Raw genomic sequence first — 23,401 nt, 5'->3', positions numbered from 1 at the left:
TAGAATTTTTGTGATTTTAGTTAAGTTGTTAGCCAATTGTATTTTTGATGAAAAAATTGCACTTTTATATATTTTATCTCATAAACTCTATTATTTATCCACCAAGTCAAAGCTACCCAATATGGGGATAAAATGTGGATAACTTCGTTTATAACCCACAAACAGCCTATTTATAAGCTTCGTAGGCAGCCAATAACTCACCTTTTTTGTGGATAAAAATGTGGATAATGTGGATAAGTATTTTTAAACACAATTTTTATGCACTTTGCCGTTTTGTACTTATTATAAAAATTCAGACTTGACAGGCAAAATCAACCTAATTTAAAATCTCAACCGCTCTTATGGATTCTTGTTCCACCTTGCAGTTATGTAAGAGCATAAATTCCAACACTTGTCTATACTCTCCAAGCTTTCCTTTCTTTTTCTCTATCATATTTATATCTGAAGCTGTAAGCTCTTTATATATTTTCGCATCAAAAAACCTCTTTAAAGTATCAACCCCCATATTCAAAGGTCTAAAAGGTATTCCTGTTTTTTCTTTTAAGTTTTCAAGTATCAAAAATCCGTATACATCTATATCTCCCTCATGCAGATATTCACATTGCTTATTCTCATCATATATCTTTTTTAATATTACCTGCTTTGATTTGTTGTGATAACCTCCAAGATAAATGTACACACTGTCTTTCTCATCTTCATCGTGATAGGTGGTCAGGTTTTCCACAGTGATTACAGACTTTGCAATTACTTTTATTTCCTTTATCTTTTCAAGTGATGAATTTGAGAGTGCAATACCTCCGTTAATTTCCCTTACATGAACAACTGAATCTTCAAACTTAATTACTATATCACCTTTTATATATACATATGTGGGGTTCTCATAGAGGTTATAGTACTCAAGTATCTTATCTTTTTCCACAACCTCATCCGTATAATCAAAAAGTATGCTCTCCACAGTTGATTTAAACTCCCTTTGAAATCTCTTGGAATCCTTAAACATTGCGGTTGAAAAATTTCTTATATAACTCTCACGACCAAGCCCAAGTATTGCTTCAAGTATTTTCAGTATGTTAAAAAGTCTTTCTTTGTCATATTTTATATCATATGGCAGCTTTTTATAGTTTGATATAAGTTTACTCCAATCGGATATAATGCCTCTCAGTACAGGCGGATTCCTGTCTTTAAACAAATCCAGCACCTCTTTTATTTTCTCACACTGCTTCGGTATATCAATTCTTTTTACTCTCTTATAGCATTCTGCAATACTTTCGACATTTAATCTTACCTTTTCATATTTTCCGGTCTCATCCGCCTTTGATTCAATAAGATTTTCACTTATCAACTTTTCTATTGCTGTATTGATATCCTTATACACATTGTGATTGTATCTGTCCACATATTCAGGGTAGGTCTTTTTTATATCCGCCTGTATCACACGCAAAGAAGAAGGCTCCTTTTTAAAGCCTTCTCTTCTTTCATACATATCTATCAATCTGTTCAAAACATCCTTAATGTAGTCCATCCTCAATCCTCTCAAACACTCCTATCGCATTCCTGTTTCCGGACTTTACAATAGAATATGTAATATCACAGTACGGCAATATGGCTGTAGCCTTTTCAGCCGTTGCTATCAGAACAAGCTGCAAATTAAGCTTTTTAAACATATTCATCATCGGCTCTATTCTGTCGCTTGTCATATTGTTGAATGCTTCATCAAGCAGTATCAGCCTTATAGAACCTTCCTTGCTCTGCTCATAAATCTGCAAAAGAGATGCACAGATAGCCACATAAAAAGGAGCCTGATTCTCACCGCCGCTGCCTTCCGCGTTGACCTTTGAAAGTCCCACCTCATTTCCCGTCACACAATTTTTCACAATTATGTCATAGTCCAGATATGTCCTGTAATCCACATACATTCCCATACTTTTGGCACCTGATTTTTGACCTGATAGATTCTGCCTTGCATGTTCCTCAACATCAATCATAATTCTTTGCATAAAGTCATCAATCTGACTTTCAAATATTTCAGACTTGTTACTTTCTGCAATAAGCATAAGCATATCATTTTCTCTGTCAATCTGCATATTATCTTTGTCCATGATTATATCATAGAACATTCCAAGTTCCCTGTCCTTACTCTTGTCAATTCCGAATCTGTAGCTTTCTTCACCGTACTCGAGATTTTCCATAACACGATTTATCTGCTTAAACTGCTGCTTTGCTCTTAAAATATCATCCTTCATTCTAAACAGCACTTCCTTACGGAATCTGTCCTTACATCTTATCTGTGCGTTTACAAGTTCGCTCTTATGTCTTTCAAGCTCTATATTCTGCAATGTCAGAAATTCCTGCATATACCTGTTTGCTCCTCCGAGGCCTGTAGCGTAATCACAGGTATATGTAGCCATATATCTTTGTTGCAGCGGTATAAGTTCCTGATTTAAGTAGTTGTTCAACGCAATATTGTCCTGAATTACACGGTTTGAAAAGTTATAGGCAATGGCTGAAGCCTTCTTTGATTTTCTTTCATTTTGATACTTCTTCTCAACATCATTTATAAACTCAGGATACTCCTCAACACTTTTCTCATATATATCCTGCAAATTTGAAAGGCTCGCTTCAAGCTCCTCAAGCAAATTTTTTGCCCTGTTTATATCGGAGTTAAGGTTTTGCTTTTTTGCCTTGTTATCCGTTATCTCATCTCTTACAACATTTAAGTTCTTCTTACATTCTTTCACTCTGTCATACATAGCAAGCAGAATAGGATTTTTCTTAAACTCCTCTATCTTCTTTGCTATATCTTCTATCTTAGCCGAGAGTACTTTTGACTTTGCCTTTGATTCACAGTAGTTTTCAAGTTTTCCGAAGTTGTCACCCGCTCTGAACTTTGTATACCCGTTATAAATAGAGTCAAAGTTTTTCTTGGCTTCTTCAAGTCTTGTAAGTTCTTTTTTGACGCCTGCAAACTCTTCTTTTGCACTCTTTAATTGCTTTGCTATGGCATCCACACCTATGAAATGTTCTTTTTTTGCCATCCTCTGTAAGCAGAAGTTTTGGAATCTGAGCCTGTCTCTTGTTACACTCTTTGAAAAATTCTCCAAATCATCCGAAGACTCACAGCAAATAACATTTTTCATAACATATCTTGCATATGCCTTTGCATAGATATTTTCAGAATCAATCTTATCTCCAAGATAAGCCTCATTCAAAGACTTGTACTCAGGCTCCTTTATCTTTCTTGTATCTATAAGCCCTATTCCCTTAACTTTATCGCCCAGAGATACAAAGACCTTTTTTGCCGAAAGATAATTTTCCGGTTCAACAATAATATTAAACCTCTGGGTATTCAAATAGCTCTCAACAGCGTCCTGCCAGCTGTTATCCGTCATATATAAAAGTTCACAAAGCAGCTTGGCATCCGCTCTTTTACTTTGCTCACTCAAGAATGAATTTATCTTATCTCTTACAAATATCGCTTCATCAGGATAACACATCACGCCTGCTTCCAAACTCTTTATCTTTTTTGAAAGTACATCACTTTTATCATTAAGCTCTGCAATATCATTTCTTATCTTCGCATCATGATTTTTGATTTCTTCTTCCATATCTGCAAAAAGCTTTGCACTGTTTTTAATTTCTCTTATCCTGTCATCCGTTTTAGTATTTTCATCTTTTATAGAGTCGTCTACTTTGACATAAAATCCTACCTTATTCAGCCTGTCAATAAGAAAAAACAGCTTTTGAAGCACATCTTCAAATATACCTGCTTCCAATATAAGCTTCTCATTTTCAAGTTTATTGTTCTTATTTTCACTTTCAAGTGAGAGCATTTCCTTATTTTCCACATTTTCTTCCGCCGCTCTTTGTGCTTCATACAAAAGAGCTGATGCCTTATTCTCACTCTCTGAAAGTTCAAGTAATCTCTTATCAAGCATCTCAAGGCTTTTATTCCATTCCTCTATAAGATACTTTTTCTCATTTGTCTCTTCGATATTTTCCTGAAGATTTGCATAAGCGACCAAACTCTCATTTATTTTGACTTTAGCAAGGAATTCTTTTGCCGATTTTATTCTTTCATTGATTTCTTTTAAAAGTTCTTCTCTGTCACTTGCCTCCTGCAGTATCTCCTGCAATCTCTCAAGTTCAAGCATGTCCTTTTGCAAAAACTCTATATTCACTTCAGGCTCAGGCAAAATATATGTATAGATAAACTCTCTGATATCCTTTATATCATCCAGTCCGGTGCCCATATGGAACACCTCATTAAACTTCTTTCCTATAGGCGAGTTTGCCTCACCTATACCCAGCACTCTGCAAATCCTTATCTTTGCATCCGACTGATTTGACGCCCTGTCCATGCCCTTATTCTCAAGCTTGAAAGCATCTCTTGATGTAGGTCTCTTGGCATCATTTTTCTTTGTAAAAAAAGGAATATCCTCAAGAACAAATCCGGGTTTTGTAATATACCAGTCCTGATATACCCCCTTTAAATCCTGCTTCGGTGTCTCGGATTCTATACGGGCAATTATTACAAAGTTCTTTTTTATAGCCTCATCCAAAAACTCTATCCCTATGTATGAAACCGTATGTCCCGGACGAAGATATGAATCCTCCGCCCTTTGCTTTTGGTGTACCGAACCTAAAAGAGTTCTTCCGCTCTTTTTATTTCCCGCCGTGTTGAAATCCTTATTTGTAGTAAGACAATACCTTACGGCATCCATTATTGTAGTCTTTCCTACAGCGTTCACCCCCAAAAGGTAGGTGATATTTTTGAAATCTATTATATCATCCTGAAAATTATGCCAATTTATCAGATGAAGCCTCGTCATTCTAATCATTCTTCATCTCCGTCTTCGCTGTTTTCATACTGTGCCAAAAGCTTGGCGGTCTCCTCATAGGCCTTATTTATATTTACATCAGGCATGGCAAGCATCACTGAAGGGTAAATCCTGATCTTTGCATCCATATCCGAAAGTCTGTCCTCAACCTTTAAAAGATTGTATCTTTTTATATTTCTTAAAGACTCTTCCAACAATACTCTGTCAAATTTTCTCGGGAGGTTGAGCTTCTCATATTCATTTTTTATCTCTTCAACAGTTGTAAACACGCTGTCTTCACTTGTGGACAAACTTTCTCTTTTTTCTACATACAAAAGTCTTAGTATAAGCAAAATAATACTCTCATATTTTTTTAATATAACTCTGCCGCTACCGTGATTATTGATAAGCTGAATAACCCTCAAATTTCTGTGAACCACCAAAGTATATCCTATCGGCAAAAAAATCTGTCTGAAGCTTTCTTCATGATTTATAACATAGTAGTACTTCTCTCTTGTAGTATCCACAGTTCCCATCAAAAAACAATTATTCAACAGGTAATTGGCTATCTCTTCTTTTATATCAACCGCCATTATCTTCTTTCCTCAACAATAAAATCTTTGAACCTTACACCGTTTATTTCCACCACATTGTCCTTCAGTCTTATATCGTATTCTCTTTCAGATGTCTTTGAATATGTATACAATCCTATAATCTTTGTAAATGTATCAGGGTCCTTTTCAAATACCGAGCTTATCTGCACAGCATGATTTCCTGCAAGAATATCCCTTGCAAACCTGTTTACATTCTCAGATGTCAAAGCATTCTTTATATACTCCATAATCTTTTTGTTTTTCTCTTCCACAAGCTCCATATCCGGCTCTTCGAATATACTCATAAGCTCAATAGGTGTAGGCTTTCTTTTTTTCACAGGTGTTGCAATAGAAGCGCTGTCAAAAAAGTTTTGACAAAATATCTGAAAGATTTCAGCTCCTACAGTATCATCGTCTTTATATCCGTCTTCCTTTGAATCTATGGTACTTGCATAAAACCTCAGTATATTATTGATTTTACTCTTACTGCTTCCGTCAGACAGCAACAAAAACTGCGCTCTTTGTACGGCTCTCATCCTGTAGATTATATGTCTGTCGTCAATAGCCCTCATAAGACCTTCCATCTCTTCAATGTCCATGCGAACCTTTGTTATCAGTTCTCTTATCTTAACTTCAGCTATGTCTTTTTCTACGCGTTCCGTATCCATACAGTCAAGTACCAGTGCGTCAAACAAGCTGTCTTCACATTTATCAAGGCTTTCATACAGACTTGACCTGTAATAAAACAGATTGTCATTTGTCTTAAACCTGTGATATGATCCCACAACTATCTTCTCTTCATATTTTTCAAAAAATTCCAATATCTCCTGCGGACTCTTACCCATAGTCAGCTCGTTTATATGATCTTCTATTGAAGCCGACAAGGTTCTAAGCGCCTGATTCAGATTGTCAAAGTCTTCCGATGCTTCTTTTAATACGCCTTCATACGGACTCCCCTGCTCGGATATATGCTCAAACATTGAATATATCTTGAAAAGCTTACCCTTATATGTAACAATCGTCGGACTGACAACCTCTTTAAATGACTTAAGTATAGGCACAACCTTATACTGTAGAGCCAGCTTATCCTCGTCCTCATATTCGCCGGGTTTTTCCAAGATCCAGCCTGTATCTCTAAGCCTTCTTATAAGAGTGCCTGCCACCACTCGCATATCCGAGATATTTCCGCTAACCTCTTCCTGCTCTTCAATATCAAGTTCCACACTCTCTCCCAAGCCCAAAAGATATTCCTCCGCCATATCAAAGACAGTGCTTTTTTCTATAGAATACATAGGCATTCTCTTACATTTATCCCAAATCAAAGCCAGTATATCGGCATATTTTCTTTTATTGGTCCCGGTCAGAGGTCTGAACAGATTTTCATCTATCTCATCAAAAATATTCATATATCAAACCTATACCAGATCAAGATACTGTTCCACCGGTATGCCGCGATATTTGTCCGCATTTTTTATATTGGCATTTATCATATTCCTTACTACTTTTATAGCATGAGAAGTCGCATCAAAAAGTGATTTACCGCCCAAAATGTCTCCCACCAATATCGCTGAGAATATATCTCCCGTTCCCGGGAATCTGACATCTATCTCGTCATATTCAATATAGGCAATCTTATCGGTATCGGCATCATAACATAGGCAGTATTTTTTATCCTCAAAAGGCACGGATGTAATAACCGCCGAAGATTGATTTTCCCCTATAAGTTTTCTCAACATAACCTCATTTTCTTCTTTAGAAAATCCCTCTTTTTTGTATTCCATGCCTGTAAGCAGGCAGCACTCTGTAAAATTCGGCTTTATAAGATTTGCAAACTTAAGGAGTCTCTTTCTGTTTTCTACAGCATTCTTTGCAATACCGTTATATAGTCTGCCGTCATCTCCCATTATAGGGTCAACAAATATAAAAGTACCTTTTTTACTTTGCTTGTCACAAAAGTCCGCCAAAATATCGGCCTCTTCATCAGATGCGATAAATCCTATCGCTATAGACTCAAATGAAAAATCCAGCTCATTCCATACATTAACAGTCTTTTCAATATAATCCTTAGTATCAAGTATCTCAAACTTTCCATAGTCAAGAGTATTGGATACAAGTGCTGTAGGAAGTGTAAATATCTCAAATCCCATATGTGACATTATCGGCATCATGGCTGAAAGTGCCACCTTTCCGTAACCTGCAAGATCGTTAACCAGTAAAATTTGTTTATTTCCGCTCATATATGTAGTCTCCGTATTCTTATATTATTTATTGCATTATATCACAATATTCGCCTAAGATATCTAAGGATTACATATCTTACAAGGCTCATAACCTCTTTTTATAAGCTCATCCCTTGTAGTCTTTACTTCTTCCTTGTTCTTATCCTTTATCTTAGGTACCGATTTACAGTCGGGATAGTGAAACTTAAGTGAGTTATTGTTAAGTATATAGGTCATTTCAAGACTGTTTCCCGGCTCCGTTGTTTTATCTTCCGCCATATTCCTTTGAGGCACTGTATCGGCTTTATTTTTTACGACATCCTTTGTACCTGCATTTTCATAGCCCGACTTCCATGTATCTGAAGGACTTACATTCCATGACAGTTTCACTCCGTCAGAACTTAACGCTATACTTCCCTGTTCATCAGTCCTGTAAACCTTCGCGCCAATCTTTTTAAACTCGTCCAGCACTTCCCTGTGCGGATGTCCGTAAGTATTACCCTTGCCGCAGCTTATCACCACATACTTAGGTGATATTTTCTTTAACCACTCGCTGCTTGAAGATGTATTGCTGCCGTGGTGCCCTGCGTGATAAACATCCGCTTTTAAATCCGCCCCTGAATCTACTATTTCCTGTTCCTCCTCACTCTCTGCATCTCCTGAAAGCAAAAATGAAGTATCTTTATATTTTACCTTAACTACAATAGAGTTATTGTTGTTACTCTCAGCCTTACTTATCGGCCCAAGTACTGTAAAGTCTGCACTTCCCAAGGAAAATTTTTCTCCTACCCTAGGTACACTAATCTTATAATTTCTATAATTTATAGCATCAATTAATTCTTCATATTCTTTACTGTCACTCTTTTTATCAGGTAAGAGGATATTTTCACAGTCAAATTTTGTGATTATAACATCCATACCGCCTATATGGTCAGCATCAGGATGTGTTCCGATAACATATTTCAGTTTTGATACCCCCGCCTTTTTAAGATAAAGCTGCACGGCACTACCCTTTGTATTATCTCCTGCATCTATAAGCATCCACTCACCGTCACAACCTATGAGCGTGGAATCTCCCTGTCCCACATCTATAAAATGCATGGAAAACTTCGATGTTTTAATATCCTCCACAGCCTCAGTCATTGAGACTTCGGTATTTGATACCGCCGCCCTTCCTCTACATCCTATAAAGGTAAAGGCCATGCAGATTATCAAACATAAAAATAAGCCTTTAAATCTTTTATGCTTTTTCATTTCACTCCTTATTAAAATAAGGCTGCCAAAATTGACAGCCTCATTGTAGTATTAACCGTATTGTAAGGTACCTGTCTCATTAAGGATGAAGTACCTGATAATTCGCCACATCATAATATCCTGCCGGATCCGCAGCACTTCCAAACCATACATGTGCATACTTTCCGTCTATCGCAACACCCATAGTCTTTAAATCTGACCAATTTCCCTGTGTTGTCATTACGGCATTATGTCCTGATGAATTCTTCCATAGATCAAGTGCATCCTCAGGAGTTATATTGCCGCTATACCATGAAGAAATCTCATATCCGTTTCCGGTATAGGAAGTCAACTCTCTCGGCTTACTCCACATATTGGCTGCATATTCGTGATCGGATGTGTATACCACCGGTGTCCAGCTGCCGTGGTTTGACCAGCTGTGCAGATTACCCTGCATACCTCTTGAATCTCTCTGATTTTCAGGCGTATAGGTATTTGAGTCAGATACATGAGTTCTTGCAACAATTGTAAGTGACTTTGAGAATGAAAGCTTTTGCAGTCCCTGACTCTCTCTGTAAGCATTGATAATATAATACAATTTAGCTTCCTTTTCACTCACTCCCATTGCCTTTAGCGCGTCAATAACTCTCGTCTCCTCACTTGAAACTTGTGTAACGGTATTTGCCGCATTGTTTGAAGCATTAGGAGTAACCACTGTGCTTGGAGTGTTATTATTACCTGTATTTGCCACATTATTGTTTTGTGTATTTACAGAAGTATTTCCGATATTTGTACTTGTGTTTGCATTGTTATTATTTGATGCATTCGGAGTAACTACCTGATGATTGCCTCCTGAAGTATTTGCATTTGTATTGCTTCCTGTATTGCCGGTATTTGTGTTTGTTGTAATCGTTGAACCGCCCGAACTTCCGCTACTTGAACTTCCGCTTGAGCTTCCGCCGCTTGATGAACCGCCTGAACTTCTACCGCCTCCTGAACTTCCGCCTGATCCGCCTGAACTTCTTCTACCTGAGCTTCTGCCTGAACCGCCGCTTCTGCCGCCGCCTGAGCTTGTGCCGGATCTCTTGCTTATATTTACAGTCCTCTTGATGCCCTCTACCCACTTACCTGTAGCATCAACATAATAGCCGTCAGGGGTGGATGTACTTACAAGCATGGCACCGTCAGCACCTACATAGTAGTTTCCTACCCAACGATTCTCAAGCATATAACCTATATTGTCAAAGTAGTACCACTTATTGTTTATCAGTTTCCATTGGTTGGTAGGATATGCTCCGTTCGCCTCCTCATACCACCAACCCTTATCATTTCTCTTCCACTGTGCATCTGCGGCCATAACAGGTAGCGCCAAAAGTGCCGAAACCGCTACAGCCGAAACTGAACATAATAATTTCTTAATCAAATTCATAAACACCTCCAAAATCACAAAACGATTTTAATACTGTTATGTATTATATTAACATTTTTGTATCAACATGTTCAAGTACTATAAGCGATTTCTTTTTATTATAAATTACTCTATCTCATTTTTACATACATTGATATCTACCTTGCCGTCAGCCAAGAATCTTATCTCATTTGCATCAAGCGGTGTATAAATCCTTGATGTAAGGACCTGTTTTCCGTTGTTAATAAAAATCTCAATGCTATATCTGTCAATCAGAACACACAAAGACAGCTTTCCGTCACAAATATCTATATCTATCTTTCTCTCATCCATTGCATCTTTGGAAAGATAAGAAAATCTCCTTGAAAACTTTGCGGTTCGCTTTTTCATATTTATCTTTATAAATGAATTGTAATCATCATCAGCCGCAAAGAATATAGTAAGCTTGTTTGCATCAACATTTGTAATATCAAAGTCAAATCTTGCAACTCTTGAGTTCAAATCCTCATCTACATATTTTTCATTTTTATTTAAAGTAAAACTTGTACTATATCTGTTTTTATAATCACTTTCAAGCTCCTTTGCCGGCATCTGATAAATATTCTTACCATTAAGTATAATCTCCCTCGGGTAAGTCATCTGTCCGCACCACTTCGCACCTTCAGGAGTCAAATCATTGCCCCAGTCATGAAGCCACGCAACTGATAAAGTCCTACCGTCTGCATACAAGCTTTGCGGAGCATAGTAATCAAATCCGAAGTCAAGAGTCTTTCCCTTGGTATCTGGAATAAACTTATGACTTTTCTTATCATAATCTCCGACAAAGTATATTACCTGATGTCCGTTAAAGTACTTCCTCTTCTTTGCTTTCATCTCCATTACAGAAATTACAAGTACATATTTCTTACCAAGCATAAAAAAATCCGGGCATTCCCACATCTTACCGTACTTTCCGTCGTTCTCAAAGAGTATTCCTACATACTTCCATTCAAGCAAGTCCTTTGATTCAAACAAAAGTATAGTTCCAAGACCCTCGTCATTTTTGGCACTTACTATACAATAGTATATGTCGTCTTCCTTCCATATCTTAGGGTCTCTAAAGTCAACTCCGCTAAAACCCTCCGGTAAATCTTCCGTCTTAATCGCAGCTTCATTTGAAATACATTTATATTCGGTTCCGTCACCTATGGCTACAGCCTGCTCTTCTTTATCGTCATTGTGAAGAGTATATATCAATGTGTGCTTATCCCCTTCAACTATAGCTGTACCTGAAAAGCACTGTCCCTTTATTTCATCATCAGGTGCCAATGCCACAGGCAATCTTTCCCAGTCTACAAAGTCTTTACTCTTTGCATGCCCCCAGTGCATCGGCCCCCATTTTATATCATATGGATTATACTGATAGAACAGATGATATTCGCCGTCAAAATATGAAAAACCGTTCGGGTCGTTCATCCAACCGATATCAGGCGTAAAATGGTACACCGGTCTGTCAATGTCCTTTATTTTTGATTTATTTTCTCTGAAATATTCGTCAGCTCTTTCTTTATTGTTCATATAAATCTTCTTTCCTGTTTGTAGTCATTCCCTGTCTAAAGTATATATCAAGTACTTTTGTTTTTCTGTCCACCCTCTCGCCTTCTATAATAGCATGCAGACTGTCCACAGCCGCCTTTGCAAGCTCATCAATCGGCTGAACTATGGCACTGAGACTCGGATATGCTGTGTCCAGTATAAAAGTTCCGTCATATGCCACTATTTTCAAATCTTGTGGAATTCTCTTGCCAAGGCTTAATGCCTTTTTCATATATAAAAGCGCATGAGTATCGGTTGCAAATATACCGTCAACATTCGGATAAAGTTTGAATGCCTCTTCTATATTTTCCTCAATATACTCATAGTCAAACCTGTCCATAAGCGGTTTATACTCTCGGGCTGTAATTCCCGCTTTTTTTATCTCCTTTGCAAATGCCCTATGTCTCTTTATAAACGGATAGTTCTTGGTAGTTGCGTCGCTAAATTGTAATACTTCCTTACAACCGCTCTCTATCAAAGCCTTTGCCGCCAACTTACCGCCTTTTTCATGGTCCACAGTTACCACCAAAATATCATCATTTAATTTAGGAGTATCAAATCCTACTATCGGACCCTTCAGCTTTTTATAGATACTGTAATCAAGTGTATGTGTTCCCGTGATTATTCCGTCCACCATATTTCTCTCCAGCATCTCAAGGTACGCTTCCTCATTTGTAGCTTCTCCGATAGTATTACAAAGCATTGTCTTATAGCCATACTTTCTGAGTCTGTTTTCAACCGCACTGTAAAGAGTAGCATAGTACGGATTTCCTATAGCCGGTGTAATCACCGCCACAATATTGGTTTTATTTCTGAAAAGATTTCTGGCAAGTTCATTCGGCTTATAATTAAGCTCCGCTATAACATCTTCCACTTTTTTTCTGGTTTTATCCGAGACATAACCGCTGTCATTGATTACTCTTGATACCGTTCCTACTCCTACTCCTGCCTTCTTTGCAACCTCCTGTATACTTGACATAACCCCTCCATCTACATATTCAAGTTAAAATTTAACCCTTAATTCCTGTAGATGCAATACCTTCTACATAAAATTTCTGCATGAATATATACATTATAATCATAGGAATTGATGCAAGTGTCAATACCGCCATAATAACACCGTAGTGTATAGGGCTTACTCCCACAAATATCTGTACTGCAAGCTGCACCGTTCTCTTTTCCTCTCCGGTAGTAATAAGGAAAGGCCACATAAAGTCATTCCATCTTGATACAAAATCAAGTATAAACACTGTAGCAAATACAGTCTTTGATATAGGCATAACTATACTGAAATATGTTCTTATAGGTCCGCATCCGTCTACCTTTGCAGCTTCTATAAGCTCGTCAGGTATACTGATAAAGTATGAATAGAACATATATATAGAAAAGCAATTCATCATAAACGGAATTGTAAGACCGAGCATTGTATTTACCCAGCCGATTTGTGCCATCTCAATATACATCGGAAGTATAATAGCTTCAACCGGCATTGACATAAGCGCTATTACAAGCGTAAGACTTATACCTCTAAATCTGTACTTTAATTTGGCAAGTGCATAACCGAACATTGAGCCCAGTAACAAATCGCCAAAAAGTACTATCCCTATATAAACCAAAGTATTCTTTAATATTGTGAATACTTTTAATCTTTGAAATACCTCAACATAGTTTTGCAAAGTAAAATGAGCAGGTACAAAAGTAGAAAGTGAGTTCAAGTTTGAGAAGATCTCAAGTTCAGGCTTAAATGATGAAGCAAGCATCCACAGAAGCGGAGATACAAATATAAGACCCACTACAATATTGCCGAGGTAAAATATAACATTACCAAGCACTTTATTTATCTTTTTATTATTCATATTCCCTCCTAATTTGTCTTACTTATCCTTTTAACCACAATTGACAGTGTAACAACTATAATAAAGAACACCGTAGCTATACTGCAGGCATAACCGAAATTACCCTTTTGAAAACCTTGCTCATATATGTAAAAAACTAATGTCTTTGTAGCATTTCTCGGTCCGCCCTTTGTCATAATATATGGCTGAGTAAAGAGCTTCATAGCCTGTATAAGTGTTATCATAAGTACATATTTAATCGTATTTATAAGTCCCGGAAGAGTTACATATATAAGCTTTGCAAACCAGTCCGCTCCGTCCACACTTGCAGCCTCATACTGCTCTGTAGGTATAGCATTAAGTCCTGCAATAAAGATCATCATTTGATATCCCGCACCCTGCCAAGCCGACATGAATATAATAGAATTCATAGCCGTCTTCGGATTGTTCAAAAAGTCAATAGGCTGTAAACCTATGCTCTTTAAAAATGCATTTATAAGTCCTGTATTGGCATTAGAGTTATAAAGTATTGTCCAAAGTACAGCGATAATTACCATTGATGTTATCTGTGGACTGTAATAAAGTGTTCTGAATACTGCGACACCTTTTTTCTTACTTGATACCATAAGTGCAAGAACCAATGCCAATATACACTGCACAGGTACTACAATAACTGTAAAATATATTGTATTTTTCAACGCTACATAAAAGTTTGCATCTTTGAAAAGTTTTGCATAGTTGTTAAGAGCATTGAATTTTATATTATCAGGACGCACTACCTGATAAGTAAAGAATGAATAGTAAACTGTATATATAATCGGAATTATCAAAAAAGCAATCAAAAGAATAAGTGCAGGTGAGGACATTATAAATCCTGCCAAATTATCACCGTATTCTCTTTTACTCTTTTTACTTAGCTTGGCCTCCATATTACTTCCTTTCTACAAAAGGCTTGGCAATATGCCAAGCCTTCCAAACTACAATAGTATGAAATTATTTCTTATAGTACATTTCATAATTCTCATCAAAGTTCTTTGCTACATTGTCAAGCTCTTCCTTAGCGTCCGAACCTGAGAATATATTGAGCATAGCTGTTGAGAAATCTGTTGAAAGTACTGAGTATGAAGGTGTTCTTGGTCTTGATACACCTGTATTCTGTAACTGCCACTTCATAAGTGCTCTTGCACCGCTGTCCCAGCCTTCCATCTTATCATAAGATGATGTTCTTGATGCAGGTTTTGCAACCGCACTTGCATAAGATGCAATATTATCGCTGTTCATTGCCCACTGTAAGAACTTACCTGCCGCATCAGGATTCTTAGAATCCTTTGTGATAGCTGCCGCCCAGTCTCCTGTAGGAGATACAGCCTTTCCGTCATCCGCTACAGGGAAGTATGAAACACCCCAGTTAAGATTTGACTTTTCAAGATCTGCTATATTCCATGAACCTCCAAGTAATGTAGCGGCTTTACCGTTAAGGAATTCATCCTTTACAGGATCAAGATTTGCGTATCCGTTCTTAATGAACTCATTGAGATACTCTGCCGCCTTAACACTTGCATCCGAATTTACATATCCGTCAGCTTTAGATCCGTCGTCACTTACAAACTGTGCTCCGGCTTCTGTAAAGAATGAACCGAGTGCATAGATAATTCCCTCACCCTTGTCCATAATAATATTTGTTCCTACATAATCGGATGTTGTAAGTTTCTTTGCATTGTCAAGGAACTGGCTCCATGTCCAGGCCTGCTTAATATCTGTATCTGAAGGATATGGTATACCTGCCTTATCAAGATAGTCCTTATTATAGAAAAGTGCTACCGATGACTCTGTAGGGGCTATTGCATAAAGCTTGCCGTCATATGTATCGGCCTGTACCGTACTTGGCATAAAGTCCTTAAGATCATCCGCAGGGAAATAACTGTCAAGCGGAACTGTAATGCCGTTTGCCGCATAGTATGAAACCATAGGTCCGTCTACATATAGAATATCAGGAAGATTTCCTGAGGTTGTAGCTGTTGTAATCTTATTCTCATAAGCATATGCATCAGCTCTGTCTATAGCCTCTCTCTTTACCTGAATATCAGGATTCTCCTTATTCCACTGATCAATCTTCTCTACCCACCAAGCCTCAATAGCTGCAGTATCTGTCGGGCTCCAAATAGTTACATTGGTAACACCGTCTGCACTCTTACTCTCTGCAGCCTGTGAACTTCCTTCACTGCTTGCATCCGCCTGCTTTGTCGCACCGGCATTATTTCCACAAGCCGCCAGCATACCGCCAAGTGCCAAAACACCTAAAGTTGTTAAAACTTTTTTCATTATATAACCTCCTCAATAATTGATTACTACCGCAGTAGCAAAACCTCATGCTTTCACAAAGATATCGATAAATCATCCAATTTTTATATATTATTATAGTAAATATTGGCAATTTTATTTTTGTCTCTCTTTGTGGAACGCGTTCCATATCTGTTATTTGTATTTTATCACATACAAATTAAATGTCAATATTTTATTTAAAACATATTTTTGTTAGTTTTTTATCAATAGTTATTACTGTTATTTTAAACTGCTTTCATACTTTATATCCCTATTTATGTCTTTATGATTGGTTATATATCTCCAAGTTTTATCTTGCTTAATAAGCTGTAGTTTCTGATATCGTATAGGCATTTATCCTTATTTTTAAGGTATAGAACTCGCAGACCTCTTCTATGCATACCCTCTCTTGAATTTTATAATAAAGAACTCACGTTTTAATCCTGTCCTAAATTTCTTTAATTACTTATTTTCATACGATTATATTGCTTTCACCTTGTATTCATAACTACAGCATATAAAATTACCCTCCTTACCGTTTTATTCGGTAAAGAGGGTACATATTTTATATATTACACACTTTTAAAATCCCAAACTATCATTAACCAAGATTACATGTATTCTGTCTTTGTGGCGTGAATATCTTGTAATCAAAAACTGGCAGCAGATAGTATCAGGTGATTTACAGTCCGAGCATTTTCCTGTAATCTTGCAAGGAGTATTTATATCAAATCTCTGCGTATTTGCGGTAGCCGCAACATTTCTGGCACGCTTCATGGCACTGTCGATGTCTGAACATATCTTATTGATTCCGACTATAAAAACAACCTTTTTCGGTCCCTGTGCAATACATGATACACGGTTTGAGTTCCCGTCAATATTTACAAGCACTCCGTCATCTGTCATAGCATTGGCGCTTGAAAGAAATATATCCACATCATAAGCCGCCAAAAGAGCTTCTCTAGGTTCCATCTTGGCTCTGTCCATATAATTATAGTTGCCCTGCTCAAGTGCACAAATCAAACCGATTTCATGCGCACTCATGCAACCTCCCATTGCAATCTTACTGTTTTCAGGGATAAGCTCAAGAGCAATCTTAAGTGCTTCTTCCTTATCCTTTGCATAATACCCTGTCATATTTCTGGATTTAAGACCCTTGATTACGGTATCTGCCAACACTTCATTTCTCTTTTTTAAGTTCTCGTTCATATATTCTCCTCTTACTTAATTACTATCAATATATTTGAGCGTTGATATGAAATAGTATTTAGATTATAACTCTTTTTTTACAAATCAGAAATACTAATTGCACTCAAGAGCCTTGGCTCTTTCAAGTGCTTTATTTATATTTTCACAGAAGTTTTCTCTTCCCGCTTTTTCTATGAATCCCGCCTTTTCCATTACTTTCATCGGTTGCTTATTTACATGAGACAATATTAAAGTCATATTTCTTTTTTTGCAAATCCCAAGTAATTCTTCCAAAGCTTCAAGTCCTGAAATATCCATTGCAGGCACATTTCTCATACGAAGAACCAGTACATTTTTTTCGTCCTCATTTGCTATATTAAGTAAATCTTTTGTAGCACCGAAAAATAACGCTCCGAAAATCTCATAGACTATTGTATTTTCAGGTACAGCCTTAAGGTCGGAATTCAGTGCATACTCATCCGAGTCTGATTTATCCACCCATTGGCGTACATTTGCAATATCGGACATACGCTTTAGGAAAAGAAATGCCGCAAGAATCATACCGAACTTTATAGCCATTACAAGGTCAAAAAGTACCGTTAAAAATAAAGTAATCAATAAAACCGCAATATCACTTTTAGGTGCTGTTTTTATTATATGTACCACATTTCTCCATCCGCTCATATTGTAGCCTACTATAATAAGAATGGCAGCCAGACAGCTCATAGGAATGAGCGATGCATATGGCATCAAGAATAACAATATCAGCATAAGTGTAATTGCATGAATCATACCTGCAATCGGTGTTCTTCCACCGTTTTTAACATTGGCGGCGGTTCTTGCAATAGCTCCGGTAGCAGGTATTCCTCCAAAGAGCGCAGACATTATATTACCGACTCCCTGTCCTATAAGCTCTGCATTAGGACTGTGATGACTCTCCGTCATTGTATCTGAAACCACACAGGATAAAAGGGATTCTATGGCAGCCAATATTGCTATGGTAAATGCAGGTGAAATCATCAAGGAGATAAGCTCAGGTGATATATCCGGTACACTAAACTTTGGAAGTCCGGCTTTTATAGTATATAAATCTCCTATGGTTTTTACAGGAAGATTTCCGAACTTTACAATTAGAGTTGTAACTATAATTGCAATCAAAGATCCCGGAATCTTTTTAGATACCTTCGGCCAGAATATCTGAATAAGCAGCGCCAAAAGACCTATTAAAAAAGTTGCGATATTTAATGTGTGAAAGTTCTTAAAAAGAGCAATCATCTTCTCCACAAATTCTGCAGGCACCGCTCCCATATCAAGTCCGAAAAAGTCTTTTATCTGTCCTGCCACTATACTTACAGCGATTCCAAAGGTGAATCCTACCGTAATAGTCTTCGGTATAAACTTTATCAAATCTCCAAGTCTAAAGATTCCCATAAGTATCAGCATAAATCCTGCCATTATGGTGGCAACTGTAAGTCCTGCCATGCCATACTGAGCCACTATACCATAGATTATTATAACAAATGCTGCTGTAGGTCCACCTATTTGTACTATACTTCCACCTAAAAATGAGATAAAAAATCCTGCAACCACTGCCGTATAAAGTCCCTGCTCCGGATTTACACCTGATGCAATTGCAAGCGCTATCGACAGCGGCATTGCAATAATTGCAACTATAATACCTGAAATCAAGTCCTTTGCAAACTGCTCTCCGGTGTAACCTTTTAATGCTTCAAAAATCTTGGGTCTTATATAACTTAAGTCCACATTTCCTCCCTTAAGTCCTAAAAAATTGAGTATTTACTCTTAGAACCATATGATTCTAACATAGAAAAAATAAACTGTACAATAGCTTTGTATACAAAGATTAAACTTATTATCCGACATTATATCTTAGTATACGGATTCTTATATTGTCCGTGTTTGTTGCTTCTTCCGCTGCCATAGCTTATTGCAAACTTCGGACATCTATGTAGACAACCTAAACACATCTCACATTCTTCATCTTTCCATACCGGGTGTTCACCTTCCATAATTATTGCTCCGACAGGACATTTTTTCTCACATAATTTACATCCTATACATAAATCCTTATTTACAGATAAATTCTTTGTCTTTCTTTCTGTAGCATACATAAATGCTGACGGTAATGCTGCCACAAACTTTGGTAATTTCTTTTTGGTAAAGTCTCCGCATCTCTTTAATTTGATATTTTCAATAACTGTTTTAAGCTGAGCTTTTCCTTTATTTAGCCACCGCTCTACCCTCTCTTTATTTGAGAGATTAAAAATCGGTGTCCATGTATCAGGCATTATCACACTGTAGTATGCATCAAATTTTTGACCTTTTCTTTTTAAAATTTCTCTTGCCATAGCTACCAGCTGTCCGGTAGAAGTACCATAGCTCGCAAGAAGAAAAGTATATTTGCAATTCTCTATTGTAAATTTTTCTAAAAATTCCGTTACAATTCTTGGAAGCCTCCAAAAATACGTCGGAGTTATAATACCCAATATTTTTTCATCTTTAAATAAGTATTTACCTTCCCTAATACAATCCACTATGGATATAGCTTTATCATCAGTTTCTGCTGCAATTTGCTCTGCAATATATTTTCCGTTACCTGTTGCACTAAAGTATAATATCATCTTATTTATCTGCGTATTCTCTAATTTTATAAATATTATACAAAGGAATATTTGTCATCCATTCCTGCTCACGATAATCTGACATAGATGTACGAACAGCATACTTTGGATGATACTTTTCACAAAAGGCTTTAAGACTCTTAGCTCTCAAATTCTCTTCCGCTTTCACCTCCAGTGGAATTATCGATGTTTTGCCTTGAATCATAAAATCTATCTCGCCACCTGAATTAGCTGTGGAATAATAATAAGGCTCTATACCTTCCGATGCAATAAGTTGCTGTAAAACATATTGCTCTGTCAATGCGCCCTTAAATTCGGTAAAAATTCTGTTGCCGTCAATAATCACTTGAGCATCCAAATCTGTCATAGCTATCAACAGACCTATATCAATCAGATACACTTTAAATGCATCAAGGTCAAGATAAGCTTTCAATGGAAGCGCTACTTTTCCTACTCTTTGTACCTTATGGATCAACCCGCAATCTAAAAGCCACTGTAGTGCAAGTTCAAAGTCCTTTGCTCTTGAACCCTTTCTGACTTGTCCATAGATGTATTTTTTATTTTCTTTTGCCAACTGCATTGGAATAGAATCCCACACAAGATTTAGTCTTGGAACAAGTGAAACTTCAGCATGCTTTGAAAAGTCTTGTTGATAATAATTCAAAAGGTTTCTCTGTATTTCTCTCACTTTTTTAAAATCTTTACTGTCAACATAAGTTTTTACAACCTCAGGCATTCCACCTACATAGTAGTATTCACGAAGTCTTTCTATATATTTAGTCTTAAACATTGTTATCATATCTGTATCATCACTTTGAAGCACATTTGCAAAACGTTCCTCACCTAAAGCATATAAAAACTCAAGAAATGTCAATGGGTAAAGATCCATAAAGTCAACCTTGCCTACAGGAAATGATGTTCCTTTATGAAGAGCTACACCTAATAATGAACCTGCTGCTACTATTGCATACTCCGGTGCATTCTCACAAAAGTATTTCAATGAAGATAGAGCCTTTGGTACCTCTTGTACTTCATCAAATATCAATAAAGTATTTTCTGCATCAATAGAAACTCCTGTTTCTATACTGATTGCCAATAAAATCCTATCTATATTGATATCGCCCTCAAATACCTGCTCCAACCTTTTATTATTATCAAAATTTACATAAGCAACTTTTTCAAAGCATGTTCTTCCGAACTCCTTCATCAGCCAGGTCTTTCCAACCTGTCTTGCCCCTCTGATAATCAAAGGCTTTCTATTTTGTTTATCCTTCCATTCTATAAGTTTTTCAAGTGCAAAACGCTTCATAAGGTCTACCTCCCAAAATACTTCTCTAAAAACATATACTCTTTTTATATATTAGAGGTTTAAAAGTATTTCGTCAACATTTTTAAGGCCGTAAAAATGTATTCTATCACACTTTTAAGGCCGTAAAAATGTAATTCGCTACACTTTTAAGGCCGTAAAATCGTTATCTGCTTATAAATCTAAATTTTTTACACTCCCTGCTTATTGTAAATTACGATTCTTTCGGCGCTCTTGCCAAAGAAATGATAACCTGAGCCTCCCTCACTTATAACATCAAGCATCTCATCAGGTTTTGTCACCAAGATACCGCCCATTACAGTCACTCCTCTTTTAAAGAATGCATCCGGTATCATACCTGCTGTAGGACCTGTAACCAAAATATCGGCACCGGGTTTACACATAGCCAGTAAATCAGGTAATGTATCATTGAGGATAGTAACACCTGTAATAACATCAAGGTCGGAATCCGGCAGATACAAATTCGCATCCTTTGCAGGTGCAAAATGTTCCAGCTCCTTGCCCTTTAGAGTACATGAGTCCATCTCCAGAACTTTAAAATCTGCATCTGCCGCAATCAGCTTTTTAAGCATCGGTACCAAAGCACCTATTACAACACTTTTTTTACCCTGAGGAATTTCCATAACATCAAAAGAGTCTACATCTGTCTCTATTTTATACTCCAAATTCTTATTTTCTTCCCAATAACAAGCCGAAAGTGCATTAAGTGTTGCAATGGCCAATGTCTTTCTGAGAATATTTGCATGCGAAAGATCGTCCAAATAACTTTTTACACTCCTTCCGCCAAGTTTACCTGATAAAGGCATAGCCTTTGCGGAGCTTGGACAGCATACAGCCTCAGGAATCTCCTTAACGGGTGTAAAACAAAGCCCTCCATGACCTGTACTTAATTTTACTCCTGAAAAGAACAGTCCGAACACCGCCCTTTCAACTACCATTTTATCCAGTCTCTCTCCAAAATACTCCTTTAAAATATCGGCACTTTCCTGCAATAATATATTCATACTTTATTTCCTTTCCGTCTACAGCTCATTATAGATTTCAATACTTTCAATAATAACTTTTTCACTCTCACCTCTAATACCACATACTATTCCATTACAGATATAATATCAATAATATATCGCAAATTATTATGTAAAATGATATAATATAACCACTTATCTGTAATCAAACAGGAGGATATTATGGGATTTTTTATATCTACATTGGCCTTTGGTGCTGTTTCACTGCTTTGCTTTATTTTAGCTGTTTTTATATACTTCAGACTGCTGATAGCTGTTTGTACTTTTAAGAAGCTCCCTAAATGGATATATACTTTAGGTCATATCCAGATTACAAGGAGGGCTGTTCAATATGACGACATTACAGATAGGCCCGCACTTATAGAGGCGAGCGTTTTTATGGTGTGTATTATTTTAGTTAATATAATAGTTACCGGTGTGAATTATTTCAAATTACACAATATTGGAAAAGCAATTTTTTCCTGTTTACAAATGCAGTTTGCTGTAATTATAGCTGCAATAATACTTTCCGGAATTACCAGACCGCTTATACGTTTTTTGATACCCTCATACCGTACGAAATATTCTTACTCAACTACCAATGCGTTGGATGTACTTATGTTTTTCTACTCATTTGCATTCACCTTTTTTATATCTATAGCAGGTATTCCGGCTAAACCGGTAAATGTGCAGATAGCAGGAACTAATGTGATTATCGGTACAACAAAGGCATCCGCTCTTCTTGATAATGGCTTTACCTTTAAAGACAAAAATGCAGACAGTGAGATCATAAATACTCGAAGCGACCACTTTTCCTATGGAGAATATTTGGAATTATATCTTGGTGACAAGTCTTTCGGTCATGTATGTGTCACACCGACATGGAAAGACTCGGATGAGCTTAAAAACTGTACTTTAACATCATTTAAGGTTACACCTGATGATACAGATTTATCTGCTGTGAAGATTAACAATGTAGCGCTGTCGAATTTAGATCTTAACGACTTTGAAAATAAAAATTTGACAGATATTTTTTCACTGCATCCTATAGATTATGATGAGATGAAAGGTCCTTATTATTTTGTACTCACATTGCAAACTCATGACTATTCTATGTGGAAACGCTATAGTATAGAAGCTGATTTTAACTCCGATAACAGTCTTTCATACTACAATGTTATGGCACAACATACTATATGGGAATAAAAAACGGAAAGCTTAAGCGGCTTTCCGTTTTT

At 36.9% G+C, this 23,401-nt stretch carries 18 protein-coding genes; 1 reads left to right on the top strand and 17 read right to left on the bottom strand.

Features of this window, described 5'->3' with window-relative positions:
- Positions 1-316 precede the first annotated feature (316 nt).
- From EHW90_RS12440 to EHW90_RS12360, 17 genes are all read right to left on the bottom strand, one after another.
- Positions 317-1,522: a Wadjet anti-phage system protein JetD domain-containing protein gene (locus EHW90_RS12440; protein WP_124953003.1), complete on the bottom strand. Its 1,206-nt coding sequence runs from the start codon at positions 1,520-1,522 to the stop codon at positions 317-319.
- On the bottom strand, positions 1,509-4,838 hold the full coding sequence (locus EHW90_RS12435; RefSeq protein ID WP_124953002.1) for an ATP-binding protein: 3,330 nt from the start codon (positions 4,836-4,838) through the stop codon (positions 1,509-1,511). Before EHW90_RS12435 ends, EHW90_RS12440 begins: the two co-directional genes overlap by 14 nt.
- Entirely contained in the window at positions 4,835-5,410 is a 576-nt protein-coding gene (locus EHW90_RS12430; RefSeq protein WP_124953001.1) for a DUF4194 domain-containing protein, read from the bottom strand. The genes EHW90_RS12435 and EHW90_RS12430 overlap by 4 nt, the downstream gene beginning before the upstream one ends.
- The gene (locus EHW90_RS12425; RefSeq protein WP_124953000.1) at positions 5,410-6,816 is read right to left on the bottom strand and encodes a Wadjet anti-phage system protein JetA family protein; all 1,407 of its coding nucleotides are present in this window, start codon (positions 6,814-6,816) and stop codon (positions 5,410-5,412) included. Before EHW90_RS12425 ends, EHW90_RS12430 begins: the two co-directional genes overlap by 1 nt.
- Before the next feature lie 9 nt (positions 6,817-6,825).
- Entirely contained in the window at positions 6,826-7,647 is an 822-nt protein-coding gene (locus tag EHW90_RS12420) for a pyridoxamine kinase (protein WP_124952999.1), read from the bottom strand.
- Positions 7,648-7,710: 63 nt separating this feature from the next.
- Entirely contained in the window at positions 7,711-8,883 is a 1,173-nt protein-coding gene (locus EHW90_RS12415) for a ComEC/Rec2 family competence protein (protein WP_124952998.1), read from the bottom strand.
- A gap of 79 nt (positions 8,884-8,962) precedes the next feature.
- Positions 8,963-10,291 carry a CAP domain-containing protein gene (locus EHW90_RS12410; RefSeq protein WP_124952997.1) on the bottom strand — a complete coding sequence of 443 codons (1,329 nt, stop codon included), beginning with the start codon at positions 10,289-10,291 and terminating at the stop codon, positions 8,963-8,965.
- A gap of 105 nt (positions 10,292-10,396) precedes the next feature.
- Positions 10,397-11,827, bottom strand: coding sequence for a glycoside hydrolase family 32 protein (locus tag EHW90_RS12405; RefSeq protein WP_124952996.1), 1,431 nt, complete (start codon positions 11,825-11,827; stop codon positions 10,397-10,399).
- Entirely contained in the window at positions 11,817-12,824 is a 1,008-nt protein-coding gene (locus EHW90_RS12400) for a LacI family DNA-binding transcriptional regulator (RefSeq protein WP_060931895.1), read from the bottom strand. The genes EHW90_RS12405 and EHW90_RS12400 overlap by 11 nt, the downstream gene beginning before the upstream one ends.
- Positions 12,825-12,855: 31 nt before the next feature.
- Positions 12,856-13,701, bottom strand: coding sequence for a carbohydrate ABC transporter permease (locus EHW90_RS12395; RefSeq protein WP_060931894.1), 846 nt, complete (start codon positions 13,699-13,701; stop codon positions 12,856-12,858).
- A gap of 8 nt (positions 13,702-13,709) precedes the next feature.
- Positions 13,710-14,609, bottom strand: a complete 900-nt coding sequence (locus EHW90_RS12390) for a carbohydrate ABC transporter permease (RefSeq protein WP_124952995.1) — start codon at positions 14,607-14,609, stop codon at positions 13,710-13,712.
- A gap of 64 nt (positions 14,610-14,673) precedes the next feature.
- Positions 14,674-16,002, bottom strand: coding sequence for an ABC transporter substrate-binding protein (locus EHW90_RS12385; RefSeq protein ID WP_124952994.1), 1,329 nt, complete (start codon positions 16,000-16,002; stop codon positions 14,674-14,676).
- A 582-nt stretch (positions 16,003-16,584) separates the two neighbouring features.
- Positions 16,585-17,211 (bottom strand): lactate utilization protein, encoded by a 627-nt coding sequence (locus EHW90_RS12380; RefSeq protein WP_124952993.1) that lies wholly within the window; start codon positions 17,209-17,211, stop codon positions 16,585-16,587.
- Positions 17,212-17,304: 93 nt separating this feature from the next.
- Positions 17,305-18,954 (bottom strand): SulP family inorganic anion transporter, encoded by a 1,650-nt coding sequence (locus EHW90_RS12375; protein WP_124952992.1) that lies wholly within the window; start codon positions 18,952-18,954, stop codon positions 17,305-17,307.
- A gap of 119 nt (positions 18,955-19,073) precedes the next feature.
- Positions 19,074-19,832, bottom strand: coding sequence for an EFR1 family ferrodoxin (locus tag EHW90_RS12370; protein WP_124952991.1), 759 nt, complete (start codon positions 19,830-19,832; stop codon positions 19,074-19,076).
- 1 nt (position 19,833) lies between these two features.
- The gene (locus EHW90_RS12365; RefSeq protein ID WP_124952990.1) at positions 19,834-21,141 is read right to left on the bottom strand and encodes an ATP-binding protein; all 1,308 of its coding nucleotides are present in this window, start codon (positions 21,139-21,141) and stop codon (positions 19,834-19,836) included.
- 188 nt (positions 21,142-21,329) lie between these two features.
- Positions 21,330-22,163 carry a DUF364 domain-containing protein gene (locus tag EHW90_RS12360; protein ID WP_124952989.1) on the bottom strand — a complete coding sequence of 278 codons (834 nt, stop codon included), beginning with the start codon at positions 22,161-22,163 and terminating at the stop codon, positions 21,330-21,332.
- Positions 22,164-22,346: 183 nt separating this feature from the next.
- On the opposite strand from EHW90_RS12360, the gene EHW90_RS12355 reads away from it, so the two are divergent.
- Positions 22,347-23,369: a hypothetical protein gene (locus EHW90_RS12355; RefSeq protein WP_124952988.1), complete on the top strand. Its 1,023-nt coding sequence runs from the start codon at positions 22,347-22,349 to the stop codon at positions 23,367-23,369.
- Positions 23,370-23,401 lie beyond the last annotated feature (32 nt).

It is taken from the genome of Lachnoanaerobaculum orale (assembly GCF_003862485.1).
Taxonomy (GTDB): Bacteria; Bacillota; Clostridia; order Lachnospirales; family Lachnospiraceae; genus Lachnoanaerobaculum; species Lachnoanaerobaculum orale.
The sequence above is the reverse complement of the archived record's forward strand: the minus strand, read 5'-3'. Positions and strand labels throughout refer to the sequence as shown.